The sequence below is a fragment of the Mycobacterium sp. IS-1556 genome, from assembly GCF_001499985.1.
Taxonomy (GTDB): domain Bacteria; phylum Actinomycetota; class Actinomycetes; order Mycobacteriales; family Mycobacteriaceae; genus Mycobacterium.
This window is the reverse complement of the sequence record NZ_LQIM01000042.1, coordinates 182,915-201,056: the sequence shown is the minus strand read 5'-3', so window position 1 is coordinate 201,056 and position 18,142 is coordinate 182,915. Positions and strand designations below refer to the sequence as shown.

Annotated in this window: 17 protein-coding genes, 1 pseudogene and 1 riboswitch; of the genes and pseudogenes, 5 read left to right on the top strand and 13 right to left on the bottom strand. The window is 67.8% G+C overall.

The features are described 5' to 3' along the window. Nucleotides 1–176 precede the first annotated feature (176 nt). Nucleotides 177–332, bottom strand: a complete 156-nt coding sequence (locus tag AU187_RS25745) for a hypothetical protein (RefSeq protein ID WP_172800353.1) — start codon at nucleotides 330–332, stop codon at nucleotides 177–179. A 90-nt stretch (nucleotides 333–422) separates the two neighbouring features. Between AU187_RS25745 and AU187_RS24790 the strand changes: the two genes are divergently transcribed. Then, entirely contained in the window at nucleotides 423–923 is a 501-nt protein-coding gene (locus AU187_RS24790; RefSeq protein WP_059100279.1) for a MarR family winged helix-turn-helix transcriptional regulator, read from the top strand. Between the two features lie 17 nt (nucleotides 924–940). Then, complete coding sequence (locus AU187_RS24785; protein ID WP_059100280.1) at nucleotides 941–1,357, top strand: DUF5313 domain-containing protein; 417 nt, start codon at nucleotides 941–943, stop codon at nucleotides 1,355–1,357. Here AU187_RS24785 and metE read toward each other — a convergent pair. The 11 genes and pseudogenes from metE to AU187_RS24730 form a co-directional block, all read right to left on the bottom strand. Further along, the gene (gene metE / locus AU187_RS24780; RefSeq protein ID WP_059100286.1) at nucleotides 1,354–3,621 is read right to left on the bottom strand and encodes a 5-methyltetrahydropteroyltriglutamate--homocysteine S-methyltransferase; all 2,268 of its coding nucleotides are present in this window, start codon (nucleotides 3,619–3,621) and stop codon (nucleotides 1,354–1,356) included. The two genes, AU187_RS24785 and metE, sit on opposite strands and share 4 nt — an antisense overlap. Nucleotides 3,622–3,742: 121 nt before the next feature. Further along, nucleotides 3,743–3,944, bottom strand: a riboswitch (cobalamin riboswitch). A gap of 84 nt (nucleotides 3,945–4,028) precedes the next feature. Then, nucleotides 4,029–5,243, bottom strand: coding sequence for a Dyp-type peroxidase (locus AU187_RS24775; protein WP_059100281.1), 1,215 nt, complete (start codon nucleotides 5,241–5,243; stop codon nucleotides 4,029–4,031). Further along, the gene (locus tag AU187_RS24770) at nucleotides 5,236–5,766 is read right to left on the bottom strand and encodes a copper chaperone PCu(A)C (protein ID WP_059100282.1); all 531 of its coding nucleotides are present in this window, start codon (nucleotides 5,764–5,766) and stop codon (nucleotides 5,236–5,238) included. Before AU187_RS24770 ends, AU187_RS24775 begins: the two co-directional genes overlap by 8 nt. Next, nucleotides 5,759–7,180 carry a PepSY-associated TM helix domain-containing protein gene (locus AU187_RS24765; RefSeq protein ID WP_059100283.1) on the bottom strand — a complete coding sequence of 474 codons (1,422 nt, stop codon included), beginning with the start codon at nucleotides 7,178–7,180 and terminating at the stop codon, nucleotides 5,759–5,761. The genes AU187_RS24770 and AU187_RS24765 overlap by 8 nt, the downstream gene beginning before the upstream one ends. A 145-nt stretch (nucleotides 7,181–7,325) precedes the next feature. Further along, nucleotides 7,326–7,874 (bottom strand): hypothetical protein, encoded by a 549-nt coding sequence (locus tag AU187_RS24760; RefSeq protein WP_059100284.1) that lies wholly within the window; start codon nucleotides 7,872–7,874, stop codon nucleotides 7,326–7,328. A 27-nt stretch (nucleotides 7,875–7,901) separates the two neighbouring features. Next, nucleotides 7,902–8,777, bottom strand: a complete 876-nt coding sequence (locus AU187_RS24755; protein WP_059100285.1) for an NAD(P)-dependent oxidoreductase — start codon at nucleotides 8,775–8,777, stop codon at nucleotides 7,902–7,904. An 8-nt stretch (nucleotides 8,778–8,785) separates the two neighbouring features. Then, on the bottom strand, nucleotides 8,786–9,166 hold the full coding sequence (pcaC, locus tag AU187_RS24750; RefSeq protein WP_059100287.1) for a 4-carboxymuconolactone decarboxylase: 381 nt from the start codon (nucleotides 9,164–9,166) through the stop codon (nucleotides 8,786–8,788). 216 nt (nucleotides 9,167–9,382) lie between these two features. After that, a pseudogene (locus AU187_RS24745) lies at nucleotides 9,383–10,114 on the bottom strand (cutinase family protein); the annotation flags it as partial. A 109-nt stretch (nucleotides 10,115–10,223) separates the two neighbouring features. After that, entirely contained in the window at nucleotides 10,224–11,246 is a 1,023-nt protein-coding gene (locus tag AU187_RS24740) for an NADP-dependent oxidoreductase (protein ID WP_082691883.1), read from the bottom strand. 68 nt (nucleotides 11,247–11,314) lie between these two features. Next, nucleotides 11,315–12,550 carry a serine/threonine-protein kinase gene (locus AU187_RS24735; protein WP_082684053.1) on the bottom strand — a complete coding sequence of 412 codons (1,236 nt, stop codon included), beginning with the start codon at nucleotides 12,548–12,550 and terminating at the stop codon, nucleotides 11,315–11,317. Nucleotides 12,551–12,588: 38 nt separating this feature from the next. Further along, complete coding sequence (locus tag AU187_RS24730) at nucleotides 12,589–12,825, bottom strand: hypothetical protein (RefSeq protein WP_059101544.1); 237 nt, start codon at nucleotides 12,823–12,825, stop codon at nucleotides 12,589–12,591. Nucleotides 12,826–12,975: 150 nt separating this feature from the next. On the opposite strand from AU187_RS24730, the gene AU187_RS24725 reads away from it, so the two are divergent. Further along, nucleotides 12,976–13,950, top strand: a complete 975-nt coding sequence (locus tag AU187_RS24725; protein ID WP_059101545.1) for a TIGR03885 family FMN-dependent LLM class oxidoreductase — start codon at nucleotides 12,976–12,978, stop codon at nucleotides 13,948–13,950. After that, on the top strand, nucleotides 13,947–15,623 hold the full coding sequence (locus tag AU187_RS24720; RefSeq protein ID WP_059101546.1) for an alpha-amylase family protein: 1,677 nt from the start codon (nucleotides 13,947–13,949) through the stop codon (nucleotides 15,621–15,623). The genes AU187_RS24725 and AU187_RS24720 overlap by 4 nt, the downstream gene beginning before the upstream one ends. Nucleotides 15,624–15,825: 202 nt before the next feature. Here AU187_RS24720 and AU187_RS24715 read toward each other — a convergent pair whose 3' ends face one another. Continuing rightward, entirely contained in the window at nucleotides 15,826–16,479 is a 654-nt protein-coding gene (locus tag AU187_RS24715) for a M15 family metallopeptidase (protein WP_059101547.1), read from the bottom strand. A 480-nt stretch (nucleotides 16,480–16,959) separates the two neighbouring features. Between AU187_RS24715 and AU187_RS24705 the strand changes: the two genes are divergently transcribed. Then, nucleotides 16,960–18,081, top strand: a complete 1,122-nt coding sequence (locus AU187_RS24705) for an XdhC family protein (protein ID WP_059101826.1) — start codon at nucleotides 16,960–16,962, stop codon at nucleotides 18,079–18,081. Nucleotides 18,082–18,142: the final 61 nt, after the last annotated feature.

The following is an 18,142-nucleotide window of genomic DNA, read 5'->3' as shown; positions in this document are numbered from 1 at the left end:
GCAGGCCTAAACCACTAACACCGAGTGTCAAGGATCAACCGAAACAGATTCGTCAAGGATCAACCGACGTCAGACAGGGGCTCAATGAAGGAGCGGACCCAACTGTGGCGAGGTTCGATCTCAGGCCTCGTCAGCGCGGCGGCCTACCACTACGTCGTCGTCCCGTTGCCAGCAAGTCAGGTTTCGTCGGCGACGTCGTGGCGATCCTGATGGCCGCCCGGCGCCTCGGGGTCGTCGTTGCGGTGATCCAGATCGTCCTGCAGGGCACGCTGTTCCTCGGTGACCTTGGTCGCGTCCTTCGGCGTGGCCGGCGGGTCGTTCGGCGTTGACATGCGAGCAGGGTCGCCCGTTCCACCTCTGGCGAAACCCATGTGACCAGAAGTACATTGCTAGGCCACTAACTATTAGGACACCATGGATATGTGACCACGTCGCTTCCGCCCAAGGTCGATCCCCTCGCGCTCAAACAGCAGGTCTGTTTCGCGCTAGCGGTCACCCACCGGGCGGTGCTGGCGGTCTACCGTCCCCTGCTCGAACCACTCGGCCTCACCCATCCTCAATACCTGGTGATGTTGGCGTTGTGGGACCATCACAAGTCCGGCGGTAGCGGCGACGCTCCGACGAAGCCGTTGTCGGTCAAGGACATCGCCCGCGCGCTGCAGCTGGACTCGGCGACACTGTCGCCGATGCTCAAACGACTCGAGTCGCTCGGTCTGATCACCCGATCACGCAGCGTTGAAGACGAGCGTGCCACCGATGTGCGACTCACCGAAGAGGGTGTGCGGCTCCGGCGACGCGCGCTGAAGATCCCGCCTGCGGTGGTCGAGCGCCTGGGCGTCGACCTCGACGAGCTCGAACACCTTCGCAACGTGCTGACCCGCGTGAACACCGCCGCCCTCGCTGCGGGCGCGCTAGCCGACTGACCACCCGAGGAGTAACTATGGCTGCAGCTCGTCCCGGCATCGTCCAATACCTGACCTACTCGTATGGACGCCGCCTGCCCGACTCCATGCGCGAGTGGGTGGCGCGCGACCTGGCAGGCCCGGGCGCCCTCCGTCGCCACATGATCCGGATGGCGATACCTCCGCTGCTTGTCCTGGCTCCGTTCTGGTTACTTCCCGCGTCGCTCTACGTGCACTTGGAAATGACTGTGCCGATCTACATCTGGGCTATCTTGATGGCGTTGGCGCTCAACAAGATTTGGCGTCGGCACCGCCTGGCCCAGCACGGGCTGGACCCGAACCTCGTCGACGAAATCAAGCGCCGCAAGGACGCGCGGATGCACGAGGACTATGCCCGCCGCTTCGGGCCCCGTCCAGAAGAGGCGCGCTGGCAGCAGAACAGCAGCCCGTTCTAACCGCCGCGGACCTCGTTGGCAGCGGCCACGAGATTACGCAGCGAGGCAGTCACCTCGTCGGTCTTGCGGGTCTTGAGGCCGCAGTCGGGGTTGACCCAAAGACGTTCGGCAGGAACGGAGTTCAAAGCTTCGCGCAACGCTGTCGCCATCTCCTCGACGCCCGGGATGCGCGGTGAATGGATGTCGTAGACCCCAGGTCCGACGCTGTTGGCGAACCCGGCCGCGTTGAGGTCGGCCAGCACCTCCATGTGCGAGCGCGCCGCCTCGATCGACGTCACGTCGGCGTCGAGGTCCGCGATCGCGCCGATGACCTCACCGAACTCCGAGTAGCACAGGTGAGTGTGAATCTGCGTCGAGTCCGCCACACCCGAGGTCGCCAATCGGAACGCGTCGACCGCCCAGCGCAGATAGTCGTCTTTGTCCTTGGCGCGCAACGGCAACAGTTCGCGCAAGGCGGGTTCGTCGACCTGGATGATCGCGATACCCGCCGCCTGCAGGTCGACCGTCTCGTCCCGGATCGCCAGCGCGACTTGGGCCGCCGTGTCGGCCAGCGGCTGGTCGTCGCGCACGAACGACCAGGCGAGGATGGTGACCGGACCGGTGAGCATGCCCTTCACCGGCTTGTCGGTGAGCGACTGCGCATAGGCGATCCAATCCACGGTCATCGGCTTGGGCCGGGCCACATCGCCGTACAGAATCGGCGGGCGTACGCACCGACTGCCGTAGGACTGCACCCAGCCGTTCTGCGTCGCGAAGAACCCGTCGAGTTGTTCGGCGAAGTACTGCACCATGTCGTTGCGCTCGGGCTCACCGTGGACGAGCACGTCGAGACCGAGTTCCTCCTGCAACCTGATGACATCGGCGATCTCGGCCTTCATCCGGCGCTCATACTCCGCGAAGTCGATGGTGCCGGCGCGCAGGTCCGCGCGTGCCACCCGGATGGCCGACGTCTGCGGATAGGAGCCGATCGTCGTGGTCGGAAGCAGCGGCAGCTTCAACCGAGCCTGCTGCCCGGCGCGACGCTCTTCCGCGGGCCCGCGCTGGGCCCTGGACGCCACGATCGACGAAATCCGCGACCGGACATGGCCGTTGTTCAATCGCGGATCCGCTCGCCGCGCCTCTACGGTCGCGTTCGACGCGGCCACCTCACCGGAGACCGCGTCGCGTCCCTCTCTCAAGCCTCGGGCGAGCGTCACCACTTCGGCAACCTTCTCGGATCCGAATGCCAGCCAACTGCGCAGCGCGGCATCGATATCCGGCTCGGCGTCGAGGGAGTACGGCACGTGCAGCGTCGAGCACGATGTCGATACCGCGACGTGGCCCGCAGAGCCCAGCAGCGTGGCCAGTGTCCCGAGGGCGGCCTCGAGGTCCGAGCGCCAGACGTTGCGCCCGTCGACCACACCTGCGACCAGCAGCTTGTCCGCGAGTTCAGGCACCGCGGCGACCGATGACCCACTGCCGGCGACCAGGTCGACGCCGATCGCCTCGACCGGCGTGCGCGCCAGTGCGGGCAGCGCGTCGGTGTGCTCGCCGAAGTAGGTGGCCACGAAGATCGCCGGACGCTTTGCCAGCCGCCCGAGGAACTGATAGGCCTCTTCGGCGAGTTCGCCTGCGTTATCGACGATGTCGGTGACGAGCACCGGCTCGTCGAGCTGCATCCACTCCACGTCCCGTTCGGCGAGCAGCTGCAACAACTCGCCGTACACGACGAGGAGTTCGCGGAGCCGCTCGATCGGCGCAACCGCGCCGTCGACCGCCTTGCTCAAGGCGAGGAAGGTGATCGGCCCGACGACCACCGGACGGGCCGGAACACCCTGCGCGCGGGCCTCTTCGAGTTCGCCCAGAATTTTGGCGGGGTTCAGCGCGAAACCGGTCTGCGGGCCCAGTTCGGGTACGAGGTAGTGGTAGTTGGTGTCGAACCACTTGGTCATTTCCAAGGGAGTGATGGCGTCATTGCCGCGCGCGGCCGCGAAATAGCGGTCCACTTCGTCGGGCACCTCGGCGACCCGTTGCGGCAGCGCGTCGACCATCACGGCGGTGTCGAGCATATGGTCGTAGTACGAAAAGGTGTTGACAGGAACGGAGTCCAGGCCGGCGGTGGTGAGCGCATGCCACGTATCGCGGCGCAGGTGCGCGGCGATGGACTCGAGTTCGGCGCGGTCGACCCGGCCCGCCCAGTACTTCTCGACGGCGCGTTTGAGTTCCCGGTTCGGCCCGATGCGCGGCGTACCGAGGATGGTGGCGGTGAATGGTCTTGCGGTCATGACGACGTCCTCATCGGTGCAGCGGATGGTCATCGCCAGTAGACGTCCAGCCGAGCACGGCATCGAACCGGCTTCGGCCACAGCCCATTCCACGAGGCGATGCACCACCGGGCGCGGCGCGTCCGGTACAGCTGGCAGGTCTTCGGACTCGCAGGCCCGCGCGAGGAGATCGCGCACCTAGTGGCCGTCGCTTCCCAGCCCGTCGGGGCCAGTGCTGGTGACGGCGGTCGTTCCTGCATACCGCTGCGGGACAGTCCCGGATTCTCACCGGGTTCCCTCTCGCGCCGCACCCGGACTGGCATACGGCACTCGATGTCGATGTTCCGACTTCGTCCCCGAAGTCGGGTCGCCGACAAACCAGTTGCGCTGACCAGCCTACCCTTGCCGGCATTCGGGTACACGGCCGGCTATGCCAGCAGCGTCTGGCCGAGATATCCGCCTGGCTCGACTCCGGGCAGGATCGCGAACGTCGCCGACCCGATCGTGGTGATCCACTCGTTCAGCGCATCCGATGCCGCGAGACGCTGCTGAACCGGCATGAACTGCGCGGCCGGATCACGTTGATAGGCAGCGAAAATCAGGCCGCTTTCGGTTGTTCGTCCGGCGGGCGGAGGGTCGTCGAAGTTGTAGGGACGGCGGAGGAACTGTTCGTTCTCGTTGCGGTGCCGGGCCAGCGCGATGTGCGAGTTCGGCGGAATCACCGGGATGCCGTTCTCGGTCGCGGAGAAGTCCGGTTCGTCGAACTCCCGCTGTCCGGTGAGCGGTGCACCGGTGTCGATTCGACGCCCGACCGTGAGTTCCTTGCTGCTGCGGTCGAGTTCGTCCCAGGTGTCCATCTCGGCGCGGATCCGGCGCAACACCAGGATCGTGCCGCCGTCGAACCACCGCTGATCGTCTCCGGCGTCCCATACGTGCCGGTCGAAGCCCGCCTCGTCGGTGATGTTGGCGGTACCGTCGATCTGGCCCATGAGGTTGCGCATGCTGGCGCCCTCACCGTTTCCGATTGCGTTGCGGAATCCGGTCTGCCGCCAGCGCTGAGTGGTCATGGTGCGGACGTTCTTCAGCAGCACCCGGCCGGTGTGCGCGACGGTGACCGGATCGTTGGCGCAGATCTGCAGCAGGAGGTCCCCGCCACACCACTGCGGTTGAAGCCGGTCGGTGGTGAAGGCGGGCGGTTCAGCCAGAGATCGCGGGCGCCGGTGTGCCAACCCGATCCGGTCGAAGAGACCTGGCCCGAGGCCCACGGTGACGGTGAGGCGGGCCGGCCGGTATGCCAGTTCGGGTTCGGTATCCGCCAGCGCGGGAGTGCCCTGCGTCAACCGCGCGGCGTCCGAGGTCCACAGTTTGAGGACCGCGGCCAGCGTCTCACGCGGACTGCGCCGGGATTGCGGTGTCAGGTCGAGCGCCACGAACAGTGCGTGCGTCTGTGGTGGCGTCGCGACGCCGGCCTGATGCTTGCCGTGAAACGGTTCGACGGCGCGGTCGAACGGTTCCGCCGGGACCGCGGACTGCGCGATGCTGCATTGTGTGAGCGTCGCCCCGGCCGCCACCGCGGCGGCGCTGCCCGCGAGGAGCCGCCGGCGGTTGAGCCGCAAGGAGGCGCCGGTCGAGCGCTCAGCCATGATCGTCGTGCGGCGCCGACCCGCCGGTCGACGGCTGATAGTCCTCGTCCGCCCCGGCGAAGTCACGCACCTGCGCGGTGACGGGCAGCGTCGAGCCGTCCTCGAACTCGACGGTCAGGGTGACCTCTGAACCCGGCGGCAGCGGCTGCGTGAGGTCCATCAACATCAGGTGATCTCCGCCGGGCACCAACGCATGTGAGCCGTCGGCCGGGATTGTCATGCCGCCCTCCTTGGGGCGCATCGTCTTGACGCCGGTGGCGCCGGGCGCGACCTCATGGACTTCGACTCGGCCCGCCACATCCGAGGTTCCTTTGACAATGCGGGCGTCGTGGTGTCCGGTGTTGGTGAAGGTGCCGAACACCGCCGCCATACCCGTCTCCGCCGAGCTTGCCCACTGGTCGGCGATGGTCACCGCCGACGCCATCGGCTCTTCATCGTGGTGGGCCTGCGTCGTACAACCCGCGGCAACGACCGTCGCCGTCGCCGCGAGTAGCAAAGCTTTGCGATACCGATTGTCAGACATGGGCTTTCGTCTCCTGCTTCTTTTCTTCTTTACGTTTCTTGACCGCGCCGACGAAGAGGTCGACGACCATGAATGCCGCGAGGCTGAGCCCGAACAACGGCAGCGCCCAGGCCAGGGCGAGCGCGACGACGGCCAGCGCGGTGACCGCGACTGGGTTCAGACCGCGAAGGGTGCCGCGCAGCGGCGGACGTCCCACTGCCCAAGCCGTTCCGCGCGTCGGTCGTCGTCGCCACCACATCACGTAACCGCGCGCGACAATCGTGATCAGCCCGATCGCGGTGAGCGCCAACAGGATCTGGTTCGGAACGCCGAACAGGACGCCCATGTGTGCGTCGATGGCCCAGTCGGTGAGCTTGGCCAGGACCGGCCACTCGGCGAAGTCGACACGGTCGGTGATCGCACCGGTGTGGGGGTTCACGGTGATCGCATCGTGTCGGGTCGGCCAGTCGCGCTTGTTCTCCGCGACCTGCCAGCCGTGGCCGGGTTCGGCGGGTGGGTACATCCACATCGGCCCACGCAGTCCCGCGTCGACCGCGGTGCGCAGCGCCGTGTCCGCGCCGTGCAGCGCGGCGTCACCACCTGTCGGAGACACCCCACCGTGCTGATGCCCGCCCCGGATGTCGCTGCCGGCCGCTTGCGCCAACGTCGTGTCGACCGTCGGCGCGGTGGTGTTCAACCGCTCCTGGAGAAGATTGACGGTCTCGCCGCCGTACCGCGACCAGGTGATGCCGGTGATCGACAACCCCAGCAGCGCCACGATGACCCAAACCCCCACCGCGCCATGCCAGGACAGCGTGCGGCGGCGATCGGTCTTGTCGCGGTCGGGCACGGCGATGCGGCGCAGCTTCTTCGTGTCGCGGCGGTGCAGGTACCACAGCGCCAACCCCGCCAGCGCGATCACCCACAGCCAGCTCGCGGCGAGTTCGCTGTAGTTGCGGCCCACCACGCCGAGATGCAGGTTGCGGTGCAGTTCGTCGAACCAGGCGCGCAGCGGCATCCACTGGCCGTAGGTGGTCAGCGCGCCGCGAACCTCGCCGCTGTACGGGTCGACGAAGACCGTGCGCGCGTAGTCGGGCGGTACGTCGTCGACGGCGAGCGTCACGCGTGTCGTCTCGTCGGCGGCGGCGGGTGGGCGGATGCTTTCCACCGTCCCCTCGGGGTGGGCGGCCCGCGCGGCGCGGATCTGCTCGGCCAGTGGCAGCCGCTGCTGGCCGACGCGGTCGACCGTGACCTCGTGGCGGTGTACCGCGTTGTCGATCTGGGGGATCACCGCGTACAGCAGTCCGGTGGCGGCGGCGATCAGGATGAACGGGCCGACGAAAACGCCGGCGTAGAAATGCAATCGGAGCAGCAGTGGGCGCAGCCCGCGCAGGTGTCGGCGCGTGGGCGCGCTACGGGTGGGAGTCGTCGTCATGGCATCGGAAGCTTTCGAGCCGGTGGCGCGCCGAGCGCCGGCACGCCGGAGATTGAGGTGGCTAGTGGGAACTAGGTGTCAGGGGCCGCGAAAAGCAGCCACCCGCGGTCGGCGAGACCGCGGCGAATTCAATCGAGGTGGCGGGCTATGCCGCCGTTGCGGACCTGACCGGCGGAGCGCGCATACCGAGCCCGTAGTTGTACAGCACGGATTCGGCGACAACGGTTTTGGCGGCGCGATGCAGTCGGCGCACCCGCGGCCGCAGGGCAAGAGCGGCGAAGATCCGCAGCCAGCGCAGCACGGACACGCAGACCACGTACAGGTATTCGACGGCGGCGATCGCCGCACCGAGAACGAGCGCGGCGCCGATGTGCGCCGCCACCATCGCGGGCGTGAAGCCGAGGGCGGCGGCCGAGTGGTGGTGTCCACCGGCGACGATGAACGAGAGGTGGCCCAGGACCTGCGCGAGGCTCAAGGCGCCGACGGCGCCCACCAGCCGCGCGTGGCGACCGTCGAGTGCGAGCCGCGCGACCGCTGTGCCCGCGGTGGCGCAGACGAGCGTCGCAACGATCAACGCCGACCCCCGGGGAAGCTCGCCCTCGGCGAAGGTGTGAGCGGTCGCGGTGAGGATGGCGGAGCACGCGCCGACCAGGCCCCCACGCAGCCAGCGTGCGCGCGATGTCGGCGTGCTCATTTGCCGCACTCTACCGGCCGGGTCCGGTCACCCTTCGACCACGACGCCCGCGGCGGCTTCGATCGGTTTCACCACCGCGGTGAAGTCCGAGTCGGCCCCCTCGCTCGCCATCGTCGACTCCCAGACCTGCGCCACGGCGTCGGCAACTTCGGTCGGCAGCCCCAGCGCTTTCGCCTCGTCGAGGTAAAGCCGAACGTCCTTGACCATCAGCCCGGTGGCGAAGCCGTAGTCGAACGTGCGTGGCAGGACCGCCCGCGGAAACTTGTCCCGACTGGCATGGGTGCCGCCCGACCCGGCGTTCAGGACATCGAGCATCACCCGGGCGTCGAGGCCGGACTTCACGCCGGCCACCATCGCCTCGGCGGTGACCGCCAACGTCGTCGCCGCGATCAGGTTGTTCACCAGCTTCATCGTCTGTGCCGCTCCGGGCTTCTCCCCGACAAACGTCGCTCGGCCGATGGTCTCGAAGATCGGCAGGCAGGCTTCGAAGTGGGCCGGCGGACCCGACACCATGACCGCGAGTGTGCCCGCCTGGGCTCCGTGCACGCCTCCGCTGACGGGACTGTCGAGCGCGGCGATCCCTCGCTCGGCGAGAAGCACGCTGTTGCGCTGCGCCGTTCGGCGGCCCACCGTCGACAAGTCGACGAAGCGTTCGGCGACGCTTCCGCGCGCGACGTCGGCGGCGACGGACTCCGATGTCGCGGGGGTCGGCAAGCTGACCAATACCGTCGCGACGCGATCGGCGACCTCGCGCACCGACGCCGCCGCTTCGGCACCGGCTTCGACTGCTTTGTCGACCACCTCAATGCGCCTGTCGCACACCACGACCCGATGCCCGGCCGCCCGCAGGCGAGTCGCCATCGGAAATCCCATGTTGCCGAGGCCGATGAAGCCGACGTCCATGCCGAGCCCTACTGGTGGTCGGCGTCGTCGAAGGCTGCACGCGCCACCCGGAACGCCGCCACCGCTGCGGGGACACCCGCATAGACGGCGACCTGCATGAAGATCTCGCGGATCTCCTCACGCGTGACTCCGGTGGTGAGAGCGCCCCTGACGTGCGTGCGCAACTCATCGGGACGGTTCAGCGCCGCCAGCATCGCAAGGTTGAGCATGCTTCGGGTTTTCCGGGGTAGGCCGTCGCGACCCCATACCGCGCCCCAGCAGTACTCGGTCACCAGATCCTGGAACGGCCCCGTGAAGTCATCCGCGCCGTCCGCGGCCTTCTGCACATAAGCCTCACCGAGTACCGCGGTGCGGATTTCGCGGCCCCGGTCGTACATGTCTTGGTCCACCACTCGAGAGTGGCAGACCGCGACAGCGCCGACTCAGCCGACTGGCGCAGGCGCTGGCGGCGTCGGTGCCGGCGCGGGGGCCGGGGCCGGTGGTGGTGGTGGTGGTGGGGGTGCGGGCGCCGCGAACGGGGCTGGGCCCAGCGCTGGTGCCGGTGCTCCGAACGGTGCCGGCGGCGCTGGTGCGGGGGCAGGTTCCGGAGCAGGCGGAGCCGGCTCGAGACGTGCCACCGCGTAGGCCGCTCCCTCGGCGGCCATCCCGTTCACGAGGTACGAGTTGTGCGCGAAGCTCGGAAGACCGATGGGCGCGCCGTTGCAGATCGTGTCGCCCTCGGCGCACAGGCTCAGCGTCTTGTCTTGATACGACGGCCCGATCGCGATCGCGGGTGCGCCAGCGTCGGTCAGGAATCGATCCGACGGCCGGCCAAACAGCACCACGGCGGCAACGTGGTCGCCGACTTCGTCGGACATCGGCTCGGGGATGAAGTGCCGGTACTCAGCGGGTACCTCCTCAGGAATCTCCGCAGAGGTCACATAACCGGCCACCGCGGCGCCCTGCGAGAATCCGCCGAGCACGATGTCGGTATCGGGGCACGCCGCCGCGGTCGACTCGACTTTCCGTCCCGCATCGCGGATCCCGTCTACGACCGTCCGCGCGAATTGGATCCGATCGCCGAAGTCCGCACTCGCCGGGTAGTTGACCGCGTAGACGTCGATCGAGCGCGGAGCGGCCTGCGCGCGCAGCGCGTCGACGAATGCCTGCCCGACCCCGCCGACACCGACTGGCTCACCGGTCCCGCGAGCGAACACGACTTGCACGTCGGGGCAGGCGGGCGGCGCCGGTGGTGGCGGAGGCGGCGGTTGGGCCGCCGCAAGAGGCACCGTTGCACTGACGAGCGCCGCGAAGGGCACGACCAGACCAACCATCCGAGCGATTCGACGAGCACCCATTCGACCACTCCCTCTACGTGTGTAGCTGTATCGACCGAACTGCCACGGCAGTCGCGGTTCGTCATACCCGCATTGTTTGCCAGTCAATCAACGAGCCTCGCGGCGGGATTCATCCGCGGCTCGGCTCGCTGATCCTCACCAGCATTTTGCCTATGTTCGCACCGGTGAACAAGCCGTTCATAGCATCCACACACGACTCGATGCCCTCGAAGATGGTCTGGCGGTGCACCAACCGGCCCTCCTGCGCCCACCGGCGCAACGGCCCGAACGCCTCCTCGAAACGGCCCCACTCGTCGAGCGCGTTGAATCCCTGCATGAGCGCGGTCTTCGACAGCAGGTTGACGTAGTTGGCCGGGCCGGGATGTTCGCCGGTCAGGTAGCTCGAAATGACGCCGCACAACACGACCCTGGCCTTGTGGGCCAACCGGCCGAGCATCGCGTCGAGGATCGGCCCGCCCACGTTGTCGAAGTACACGTCGACGCCCTTCGGGCAGTGCTGTTTCAGCGCCGCGGGCAGGTCGTCCGCGCGGTAGTCGATGCACGCGTCGAACCCGAAATCGTCGATGACGGCCCGGCACTTCTGCGGCCCGCCCGCGATGCCCACCACCCGGGCGCCGGCGATCTTGGCGATCTGACCGGCGACCGAACCCGTGGCACCGGCAGCCGCCGACACCACCACGGTCTCCCCCGGCTGCGGCTTGCCGATGCCGACCATCCCGAAGTAGGCCGTTGCGCCGGTCGGTCCGTACACCGACATCACCGCGAGCTGGTCGACGTCGGGGCCTTCGACGGGTGTGGTGAAGATGTCGTCGCGGCTGATGACGTATTCCTGGAATCCGGTCAGCGTGGTGACCACGTCACCGACGGCGTACGCGTCGCAGCGCGAGGCGACCACTTCGCCGATGCCCGCCGCGCGAATGACCTCGCCGAGTTGCACCGGAGGCAGATACCCCGGCTGGTCGTTGAGCCAGGTGCGCGCGGCGGCGTCGATGCCGATGTAGGTGGTGCGAACCAACGCCTCACCTTCGGCGGGTTCCGGTGCCGGGCGGGCGATCAGCTCGGTGTCGGCGGGCTGGACCAGCCCGGTGGGTCTGCGACGCAACACGATCTGGCGGTTCATCAGCTCGGCCACGACCGCAACCTACCGAAGGTCGAATCAGCTCAGCGGTCGTTCATCCCGATCCCCGGGTAGGACGGCGGTTAGCGCCCTTGCTCCTCGGCGCGCTTGCGCTGCTCCTCTTCACGCTTCTTCTGCTCTTCCTCGCGTTTCTTCTGCTGCTCTTCGAGTTTCTTCTGCTGCTCTTCGCGCTTCTTGAGTTCTTCCTCCGTCAACGGAGGCGTACTCGGAGTGGGAGGCGCCGTCGTGGTGCCGGGTGCCGGCGGCGGACTCGGCGGTGCGGTGCTCGTCGGCGTGGAGGCCGGTTGGGGCGCGTCGAACGGTGAGTTGATCATCAGCAAGACGGCGGCCAGGGCCAGCACCGCGGCGACCGCCGCCACGCCGATGCGTGTCTGCTTGCGGCTCGGCGGCTTCCAGCCGCTGTCGCCAGCCGCGTGCGGCATGTAGGTCGCCGGAGGCACCGGAGACGTCATCACAGCCGTGGGCGGTCGCAACGGAGCGCCGACCGGCGCACCGAATCCGTTCAGTGCCGCGCGCATCTGCCGGGCCGAGCCAAAGCGTCGCGCCCGATCAGGATGCATGGCCTGGGCCACCACCGCGGCCAATGCCGGGTCGGCGTCGGGCCGTAGCGCGGTGACCGGAGGGGCCCGGTGGTCGAGGATGGCTCGTGCCAACGCGGCGACATTCTCCTGATCGAATGGCCGTCGACCGGTCAGCGCCTCATATCCGACCACCCCCACCGAGTACACATCGTCGGCGACCGTAGCGGCCTCACCGGCGATCCGGTTGGGGCTCAGGTAGGCCATGGTGCCCACGATCTGACCGTCGGTGGTGAGGTCGACACCGGCGCTCTTGGCGATCCCGAAGTCGCTGAGCTTGGTGAGGCCGCTCGGCGTGAACAGAATGTTGGCGGGCTTGATGTCACGGTGCAGGATGCCCGCATCATGCGCGGCGGAGAGCGCACCCAATACCTCGTTCAGGACCCGTCGCACCAGCGGTTGAGGCAGCGGCCCCTGGGCGATCGCGTCCGCCAAGCTGTTGCCGGGCAATCGCTCCATGACGATGTAGGGCGTCCCGTTGTGCTCGCCGCTGTCATGGACGGCGACGATGTTGGGATGGTTCAACGCCGCCGCGGCGCGTGCCTCCTCGACGAAGCGGCGCCGGGTCGCGGTGTCCGCGAGCATCCCCGGGTGAAGGACCTTGACTGCGACGGCTCGGTCCAAGCGGGTGTCCCAGCCGTCGCGGACCACGGCCATTCCGCCGCTACCGAGCGCTCCTCGCAGCTCGTATCGGCCGCCGAAGACTTCGGGAGCCGACATCGATCAGATCGCGATTGTTCAGGCGATCCGGCGAGATATCAGTGCCAGCCTTCGGGCAAGTGGCCCCACGGGATCGCGTTGCCCCAACCCGGTACGTCATTCCAATACGGGATGTCGCCGGGGCCCGGAATCTTCGGGAACGGATAACCGCATGATTCGCATTTCCACGGATCAGCACCTGCCGTGCCGGCTGCGACGGTGGCGCCGGTGAACAGCGAACCGGCGATCGCACCTGCAAGCGCGGTGACTCCGGCGATGCGCTTGATCGTCTTCATCGTGTTCTCCCTTCGGTCAGCCCTGCAGCGGCAGACCGGTATCACGACCCGACCTGGTTACAGGCTTACCCTGCGCCGCTGCGATGTCAAACCGGCGGTCAACTGCTGACGGTCACGTAAGAGACCCGAAGAACGGGTACGCGGTAGGCCATGACGGTCATCGGCTTTCACTGTTCGCACGAGCAGATCAACCCCGCCCAGTTGCTCCGCGACGTGCAACATGCCGAACAAGCGGGATTCACTGCCGGCATGTCGTCGGACCACTTCAGCCCCTGGAGTGAACGACAGGGCGAATCCGGTTTCGCGTGGGCGTTCCTCGGCGCTGCGCTCGCCACGACGCAGCTGCCCTTCGGCGTCGTCAACGCGCCGGGGCAGCGTTACCACCCGGCGATCGTCGCGCAGGCGATCGCAACGCTCGCGCAGATGTTCCCCGGCCGGATCTGGGCGGCGCTCGGCTCGGGCGAGGCATCCAACGAACGGATCACCGGCGACCAATGGCCACGCAAGGAGGTGCGCGACCGGCGCCTCGTCGAGTGCGTCGACGTGATCAGGCGCCTGCTGCGCGGCGAAGAGGTAACTCACGAAGGTCTGGTCAATGTCAACCGGGCGCGGCTATGGACGCTGCCCGAGAAGGTTCCCGACCTCGTCGGTCCGGCCGTCACCCCGGAGACCGCCGCGCGGCACGCCGTCTGGGCGGACGGTCTGGTCACCGTCAACCAGTCGCGAGACGCGCTGCAGAAGGTGCTGCACTCCTACCGCGACGCCGGCGGCCGCGGACCTGCGCGCCTGCAGATCCACCTCAGCTGGGCCCCTTCGGAGGACGAAGCCCTCGCGATCGCCCACGACCAGTGGCGCACCAACGTTTTCGATCCTCCGGTCTGCTGGGACATCGAGACGGTGGAGGCGTTCGACGTCATCGGCGAGAAGGTCTCCACCGAGCACGTTCGCCGATCGGTTCGGGTCTCGAGCGACCTGGGCCAGCACACCGAGTGGCTCCACCAAGACCTCGCACAGGGATGGGACGAGCTCTATCTGCATTTCGTGGGTCAGCAGCAGAGCGCATTCATCGACGCGTTCGGCAAACACGTGCTCTCACAGCTGAATTCAGAGGCGGTCAGCGCGTGAGGAAGATCGAGACCGGCGACCTGTGGTGGAAGAACGCCGTCTTCTACTGCGCCGACATCGAAACGTTCTACGACTGGAACGGCGACGGCTGCGGCGACATCCGCGGCATGACCGAGCGCATCGAGTACCTCTTCGACCTCGGCGTCAACTGCCTGTGGCTCATGCCGTTCTACCCGACCGGCCGCATCGATGACGGCTACGACATCACCGACTTCTTCGGTGTCGACCCGCGTTTCGGTACCCACGGCGATTTCGTCGAACTGGTGCGTACCGCCAAGGCGACCGGAATCCGGGTGATCGTCGACTTCGTGATGAACCACACGTCGGACCGCCACCCCTGGTTCAAGTCCGCGTGCCGCAGCACCGACGATACGTATCGCGACTATTACGTGTGGAGCGCGACCGAACCCAAGTCGAGCCCGAAAGACGTCGTCTTCCCGGATCAGGAAGACAGTCTCTGGGAATTGGACCCGAAGAGCGGCGAGTGGTACCTGCACCACTTCCTCAAGCATCAGCCCGACCTCAACATCGCGAATCCCAAAGTGCAGGAGGAGATTTCCCGTGTCCTCGGGTTCTGGCTCGAGCTGGGGGTGTCGGGTTTCCGCGTCGACGCCGTTCCGTTCCTGTTCGCCCGCGACGGCGCTCCGGGCGACCCTGGCGTGTTCGACCCCTACGAATACCTCGGCGATGTACGCAATTTCATCACTCGCCGCGTCGGAGACGCCGTCCTGCTCGGCGAGGTCAACGTTCCCTACAAGGACCAAAAGAGCTTCTTCGGCGGCCCCGACGGCGACGGGCTCAACATGCAGTTCGACTTCATCGGCATGCAGAACCTCTACCTGTCGCTGGCCCGCGGCGACGCGCGTCCCATCGCCAAAGCCCTGAACCGGCGCCCGACACTCGACATCACCAGCCAGTGGGCCAATTTCGTCCGCAACCACGACGAGCTCACCCTGGACAAGCTGAGCGACGAGGAGCGCCAGGAAGTCTTCGACGCCTTCGGTCCGGATCCGGATATGCAACTCTACGGGCGCGGACTGCGCCGACGGTTGCCCGCCATGCTCGGCGGTGACCAGCGGCGGATGCGCATGGCCTACTCGCTGATGTTCTCGTTACCCGGCACTCCGGTGCTGTTCTACGGCGAAGAGATCGGCATGGCCGAAAACCTCGAAGTGGCAGGGCGATTCGCTGTGCGAACACCCATGCAGTGGACCGCCGACGTCAACGGCGGATTCTCCACCGCGGCCAAACGCCGGCTGCCGCGCCCGCAACCCGACGGGATGTACGGCCCGGACCGCGTCAACGCCGCAGACCAGCGCCACGACCATCGGTCGTTCTGGTGGTTCATGCGCGATCTGATCTACACCTACCGCTCACAGCCGGAGATCGGCTGGTCGACCCCGGAGGTTCTGCAGCAACCGAACTCCGCCGTGCTGGCCCATGTCTGCCGGGAAGCGTCGGGCTGGGCGATGGTCGCGTTGCACAACTTCGGCGGCGAAGCCTGCATCGTGCCGATCGAACTCGACGAAGCGCCGGAATGCCGGCTCGTCGACCTACTCGACGGACTGTCCGAACACCAGCTCGACAACAAGGGCCGCATCGAGGTGGGCCTGGAACCTCACGGGTACCGGTGGCTGCGGGTGCTGCGTCCCGGCGACCCGCCCATCATCTGAGGCGGCGTGCGTCAGCTCCGGAAAATGTGTCCCAGATCTGGGATTGATTCGGCTACGAGCGGGTAGATATGCGACATGCTCGAAGCCGATGAGACCACCGCGGTCGCGGTCTGCGCTGGTTGTGGTTATCCGACGCTCGGGCCGGAGTTGTGTGCGTACTGCCAGGCCATGACGGTCGGTCCGACCGCGGCCTGAGTTCGGCTCACCTCACCGGCGCATCGAGTATCGGCCGCTGCTCGTATGCGCCGGGCGCATCGAAATGCCACCATTCCCCCTCGTAGACGGTCAGCCCGCCCGCCGCCATCGCGTCCCGCAACCGCGCGCGGTTGGCCTGGGCCGCCGCGCCGACTCCGTCGGTCGCATAGGCGTTCGCCCGCGGATCGAACTCGTCGAAGCCGGTGCCCATGTCGACGAGGGCACCGTCGCGGGCCAACGTGACGTCGACCGACAGACCGGCCTCGTGGCTGCGGGCGTACGGCCCCGGCCGCGCCACCCAACCGGGCTCCGGCACCGCCTCGTACATCCGCACCTGCACGTCGTGCGGCCGGTAGCAGTCCCAGAACACGAGCACCTCGCCGCCGGGGCGCAGCGCGTCAGCGGCCGCGGACAGGCGTGGCGCCATCGACTCGTCGACCAGACAGCGCGCGTCGGCGGGATACAGCTGCTCGCCGACGAAGTTGTTGGTCGTCGCGTACCGCAGGTCGATCACCGCGTCGGGGACCGCGGTGCGCACATCGACCAGACCTGCCGCACGGGCCGCGTCGGACACCGGCGGCACCGGTTCGTCGGCGGCGGCCACGCCGGACATCGCGCATGCCAGGACGACCGCCGCCGCACCGGTCCAGGCTCTCCGCATCGCGGGCCTCGTTTCGCACTGGAGAAGTGGAGCTACGCGCGCAATCTGCACCGCGACGTGATGCTAGCCGCGACCGCCGGGAGCCCGAACACGTCGAGGTACTCCCCAGGGAAACATCGGCTGGTTGGCGGGGGGTGCGACCGTCGAGGGCCGCGTCTTGATCGACACACTGCCGTTGGTTTGGCAGGTCGTCATCGAGCCCGTGTCCTGGCAGGTAGGTCGAGCATCGGCGGCCGGAGCCGAAACGACCGCCATAACCGTCAAACTCACCATGACCAGCGCTGACTTGCGTCGAGTTGTCATGTGACCGTTGCCCTCCAGCCGCTCCCACCTGATACCACGATGCTCGCATGCGGGCAGTCCTGATAACCGCACCTTCACAGCACGGCTTTCCGATCCAGCGAGGAGATCGGCAGAGCGTTTGTGTCGAGTTGACGTGTGCTGAGCACTCGCACAGCGCCGCGGGCTTACACTGCGACGGTGCGCGACGTGCTCGACGAGTTGCTGACCGTGTGGCGGGCCGGCGGCACCGCCGGTGTGGCCACCGTCGTGCGCACAATCCGCTCCGCGCCCCGCCAACCTGGCGCCACCATGGTGGTCTGCCCCGACGGCACGGTCGCCGGCTCGGTGTCGGGTGGCTGCGTCGAGGCCGCTGTCTACGAACTGGCCAACGAGGTGGTCTCGGCGGGGCGCCCCGAACTGCAGCGCTACGGCATCAGCGACGACGACGCGTTCGCCGTCGGACTCACGTGCGGCGGCGTCATCGACATCTTCGCCGAGCCGGTGTCATGCGACACCTTCCCGCAACTGCAGGCCGTCGCCGACGACATCGCCGCGCACCGTCCGACCGCACTCGCCACGGTGATCGCCCATCCCGATCCGCACCGGATCGGCCGCCGGCTCGTCATCGGACCGCACTCGGTCGAGGGCTCGCTGGGCTCGGTGCGCGTCGACGCCGCGGTCACCGACGACGCCCGCGGATTGCTCGCGGCCGGCCGCACGGGCGTGCTGTCGTACGGGCCCGACGGTCAGCGTCAGGAGTCGGGAATGGAGGTGTTCGTCGCCAGCCACGCCCCGCCGCCGCGGATGCTGATCTTCGGGGCGATCGACTTCGCGGGCGCGTTGGCCCAACAGGCGACATTGCTGGGCTACCGCGTCACCGTGTGCGACGCGCGGCCGGTGTTCGCGACCCCCGCACGCTTCCCGGGCGCCGGGGAGGTCGTGGTGATGTGGCCCGACCGCTACCTCGCCGAGCAGGCCGAGCGCGGCGCGATCGATTCACGCACCGCGATCTGCGTGCTCACCCACGACCCGAAGTTCGACGTGCCGGTGTTGCAGGTCGCACTGCGTCTGCCCGATGTCGGCTACATCGGGGTGATGGGCTCACGTCGGACCCACGACGACCGGATGCAGCGGCTGCGCGAGGCCGGACTGACCGACGCCGAACTGGGCCGGCTGGCCAGCCCGATCGGGCTCGACCTCGGCGCCCGCACCCCCGAGGAGACCGCGGTGTCGATCGCCGCGGAGATCATCGCCCGCCGGTGGGGCGGAGGCGGTAGACCGCTGAGCGACACCGACGGACGCATCCACCACGAGGCGTGAGACAGCACGTATGGAAATGTCGTTCTCGAATGCGATAACGTCGCTCTTAACACGGCGAGGG

What these genes read in the sequence shown, in the direction of transcription:
- metE (WP_059100286.1), bottom strand. Translation starts at nt 3,621, where the DNA reads ATGACCGCAAGACCATTCACCGCCACCATCCTCGGTACGCCGCGCATC.
- AU187_RS24760 (WP_059100284.1), bottom strand. Translation starts at nt 7,874, where the DNA reads ATGAGCACGCCGACATCGCGCGCACGCTGGCTGCGTGGGGGCCTGGTC.
- AU187_RS24755 (WP_059100285.1), bottom strand. Translation starts at nt 8,777, where the DNA reads ATGGACGTCGGCTTCATCGGCCTCGGCAACATGGGATTTCCGATGGCG.
- AU187_RS24770 (WP_059100282.1), bottom strand. Translation starts at nt 5,766, where the DNA reads ATGTCTGACAATCGGTATCGCAAAGCTTTGCTACTCGCGGCGACGGCG.
- AU187_RS25745 (WP_172800353.1), bottom strand. Translation starts at nt 332, where the DNA reads ATGTCAACGCCGAACGACCCGCCGGCCACGCCGAAGGACGCGACCAAG.
- AU187_RS24715 (WP_059101547.1), bottom strand. Translation starts at nt 16,479, where the DNA reads ATGCGGAGAGCCTGGACCGGTGCGGCGGCGGTCGTCCTGGCATGCGCG.
- AU187_RS24725 (WP_059101545.1), top strand. Translation starts at nt 12,976, where the DNA reads ATGACGGTCATCGGCTTTCACTGTTCGCACGAGCAGATCAACCCCGCC.
- AU187_RS24765 (WP_059100283.1), bottom strand. Translation starts at nt 7,180, where the DNA reads ATGACGACGACTCCCACCCGTAGCGCGCCCACGCGCCGACACCTGCGC.
- AU187_RS24730 (WP_059101544.1), bottom strand. Translation starts at nt 12,825, where the DNA reads ATGAAGACGATCAAGCGCATCGCCGGAGTCACCGCGCTTGCAGGTGCG.
- AU187_RS24775 (WP_059100281.1), bottom strand. Translation starts at nt 5,243, where the DNA reads ATGGCTGAGCGCTCGACCGGCGCCTCCTTGCGGCTCAACCGCCGGCGG.
- AU187_RS24785 (WP_059100280.1), top strand. Translation starts at nt 941, where the DNA reads ATGGCTGCAGCTCGTCCCGGCATCGTCCAATACCTGACCTACTCGTAT.
- AU187_RS24735 (WP_082684053.1), bottom strand. Translation starts at nt 12,550, where the DNA reads ATGTCGGCTCCCGAAGTCTTCGGCGGCCGATACGAGCTGCGAGGAGCG.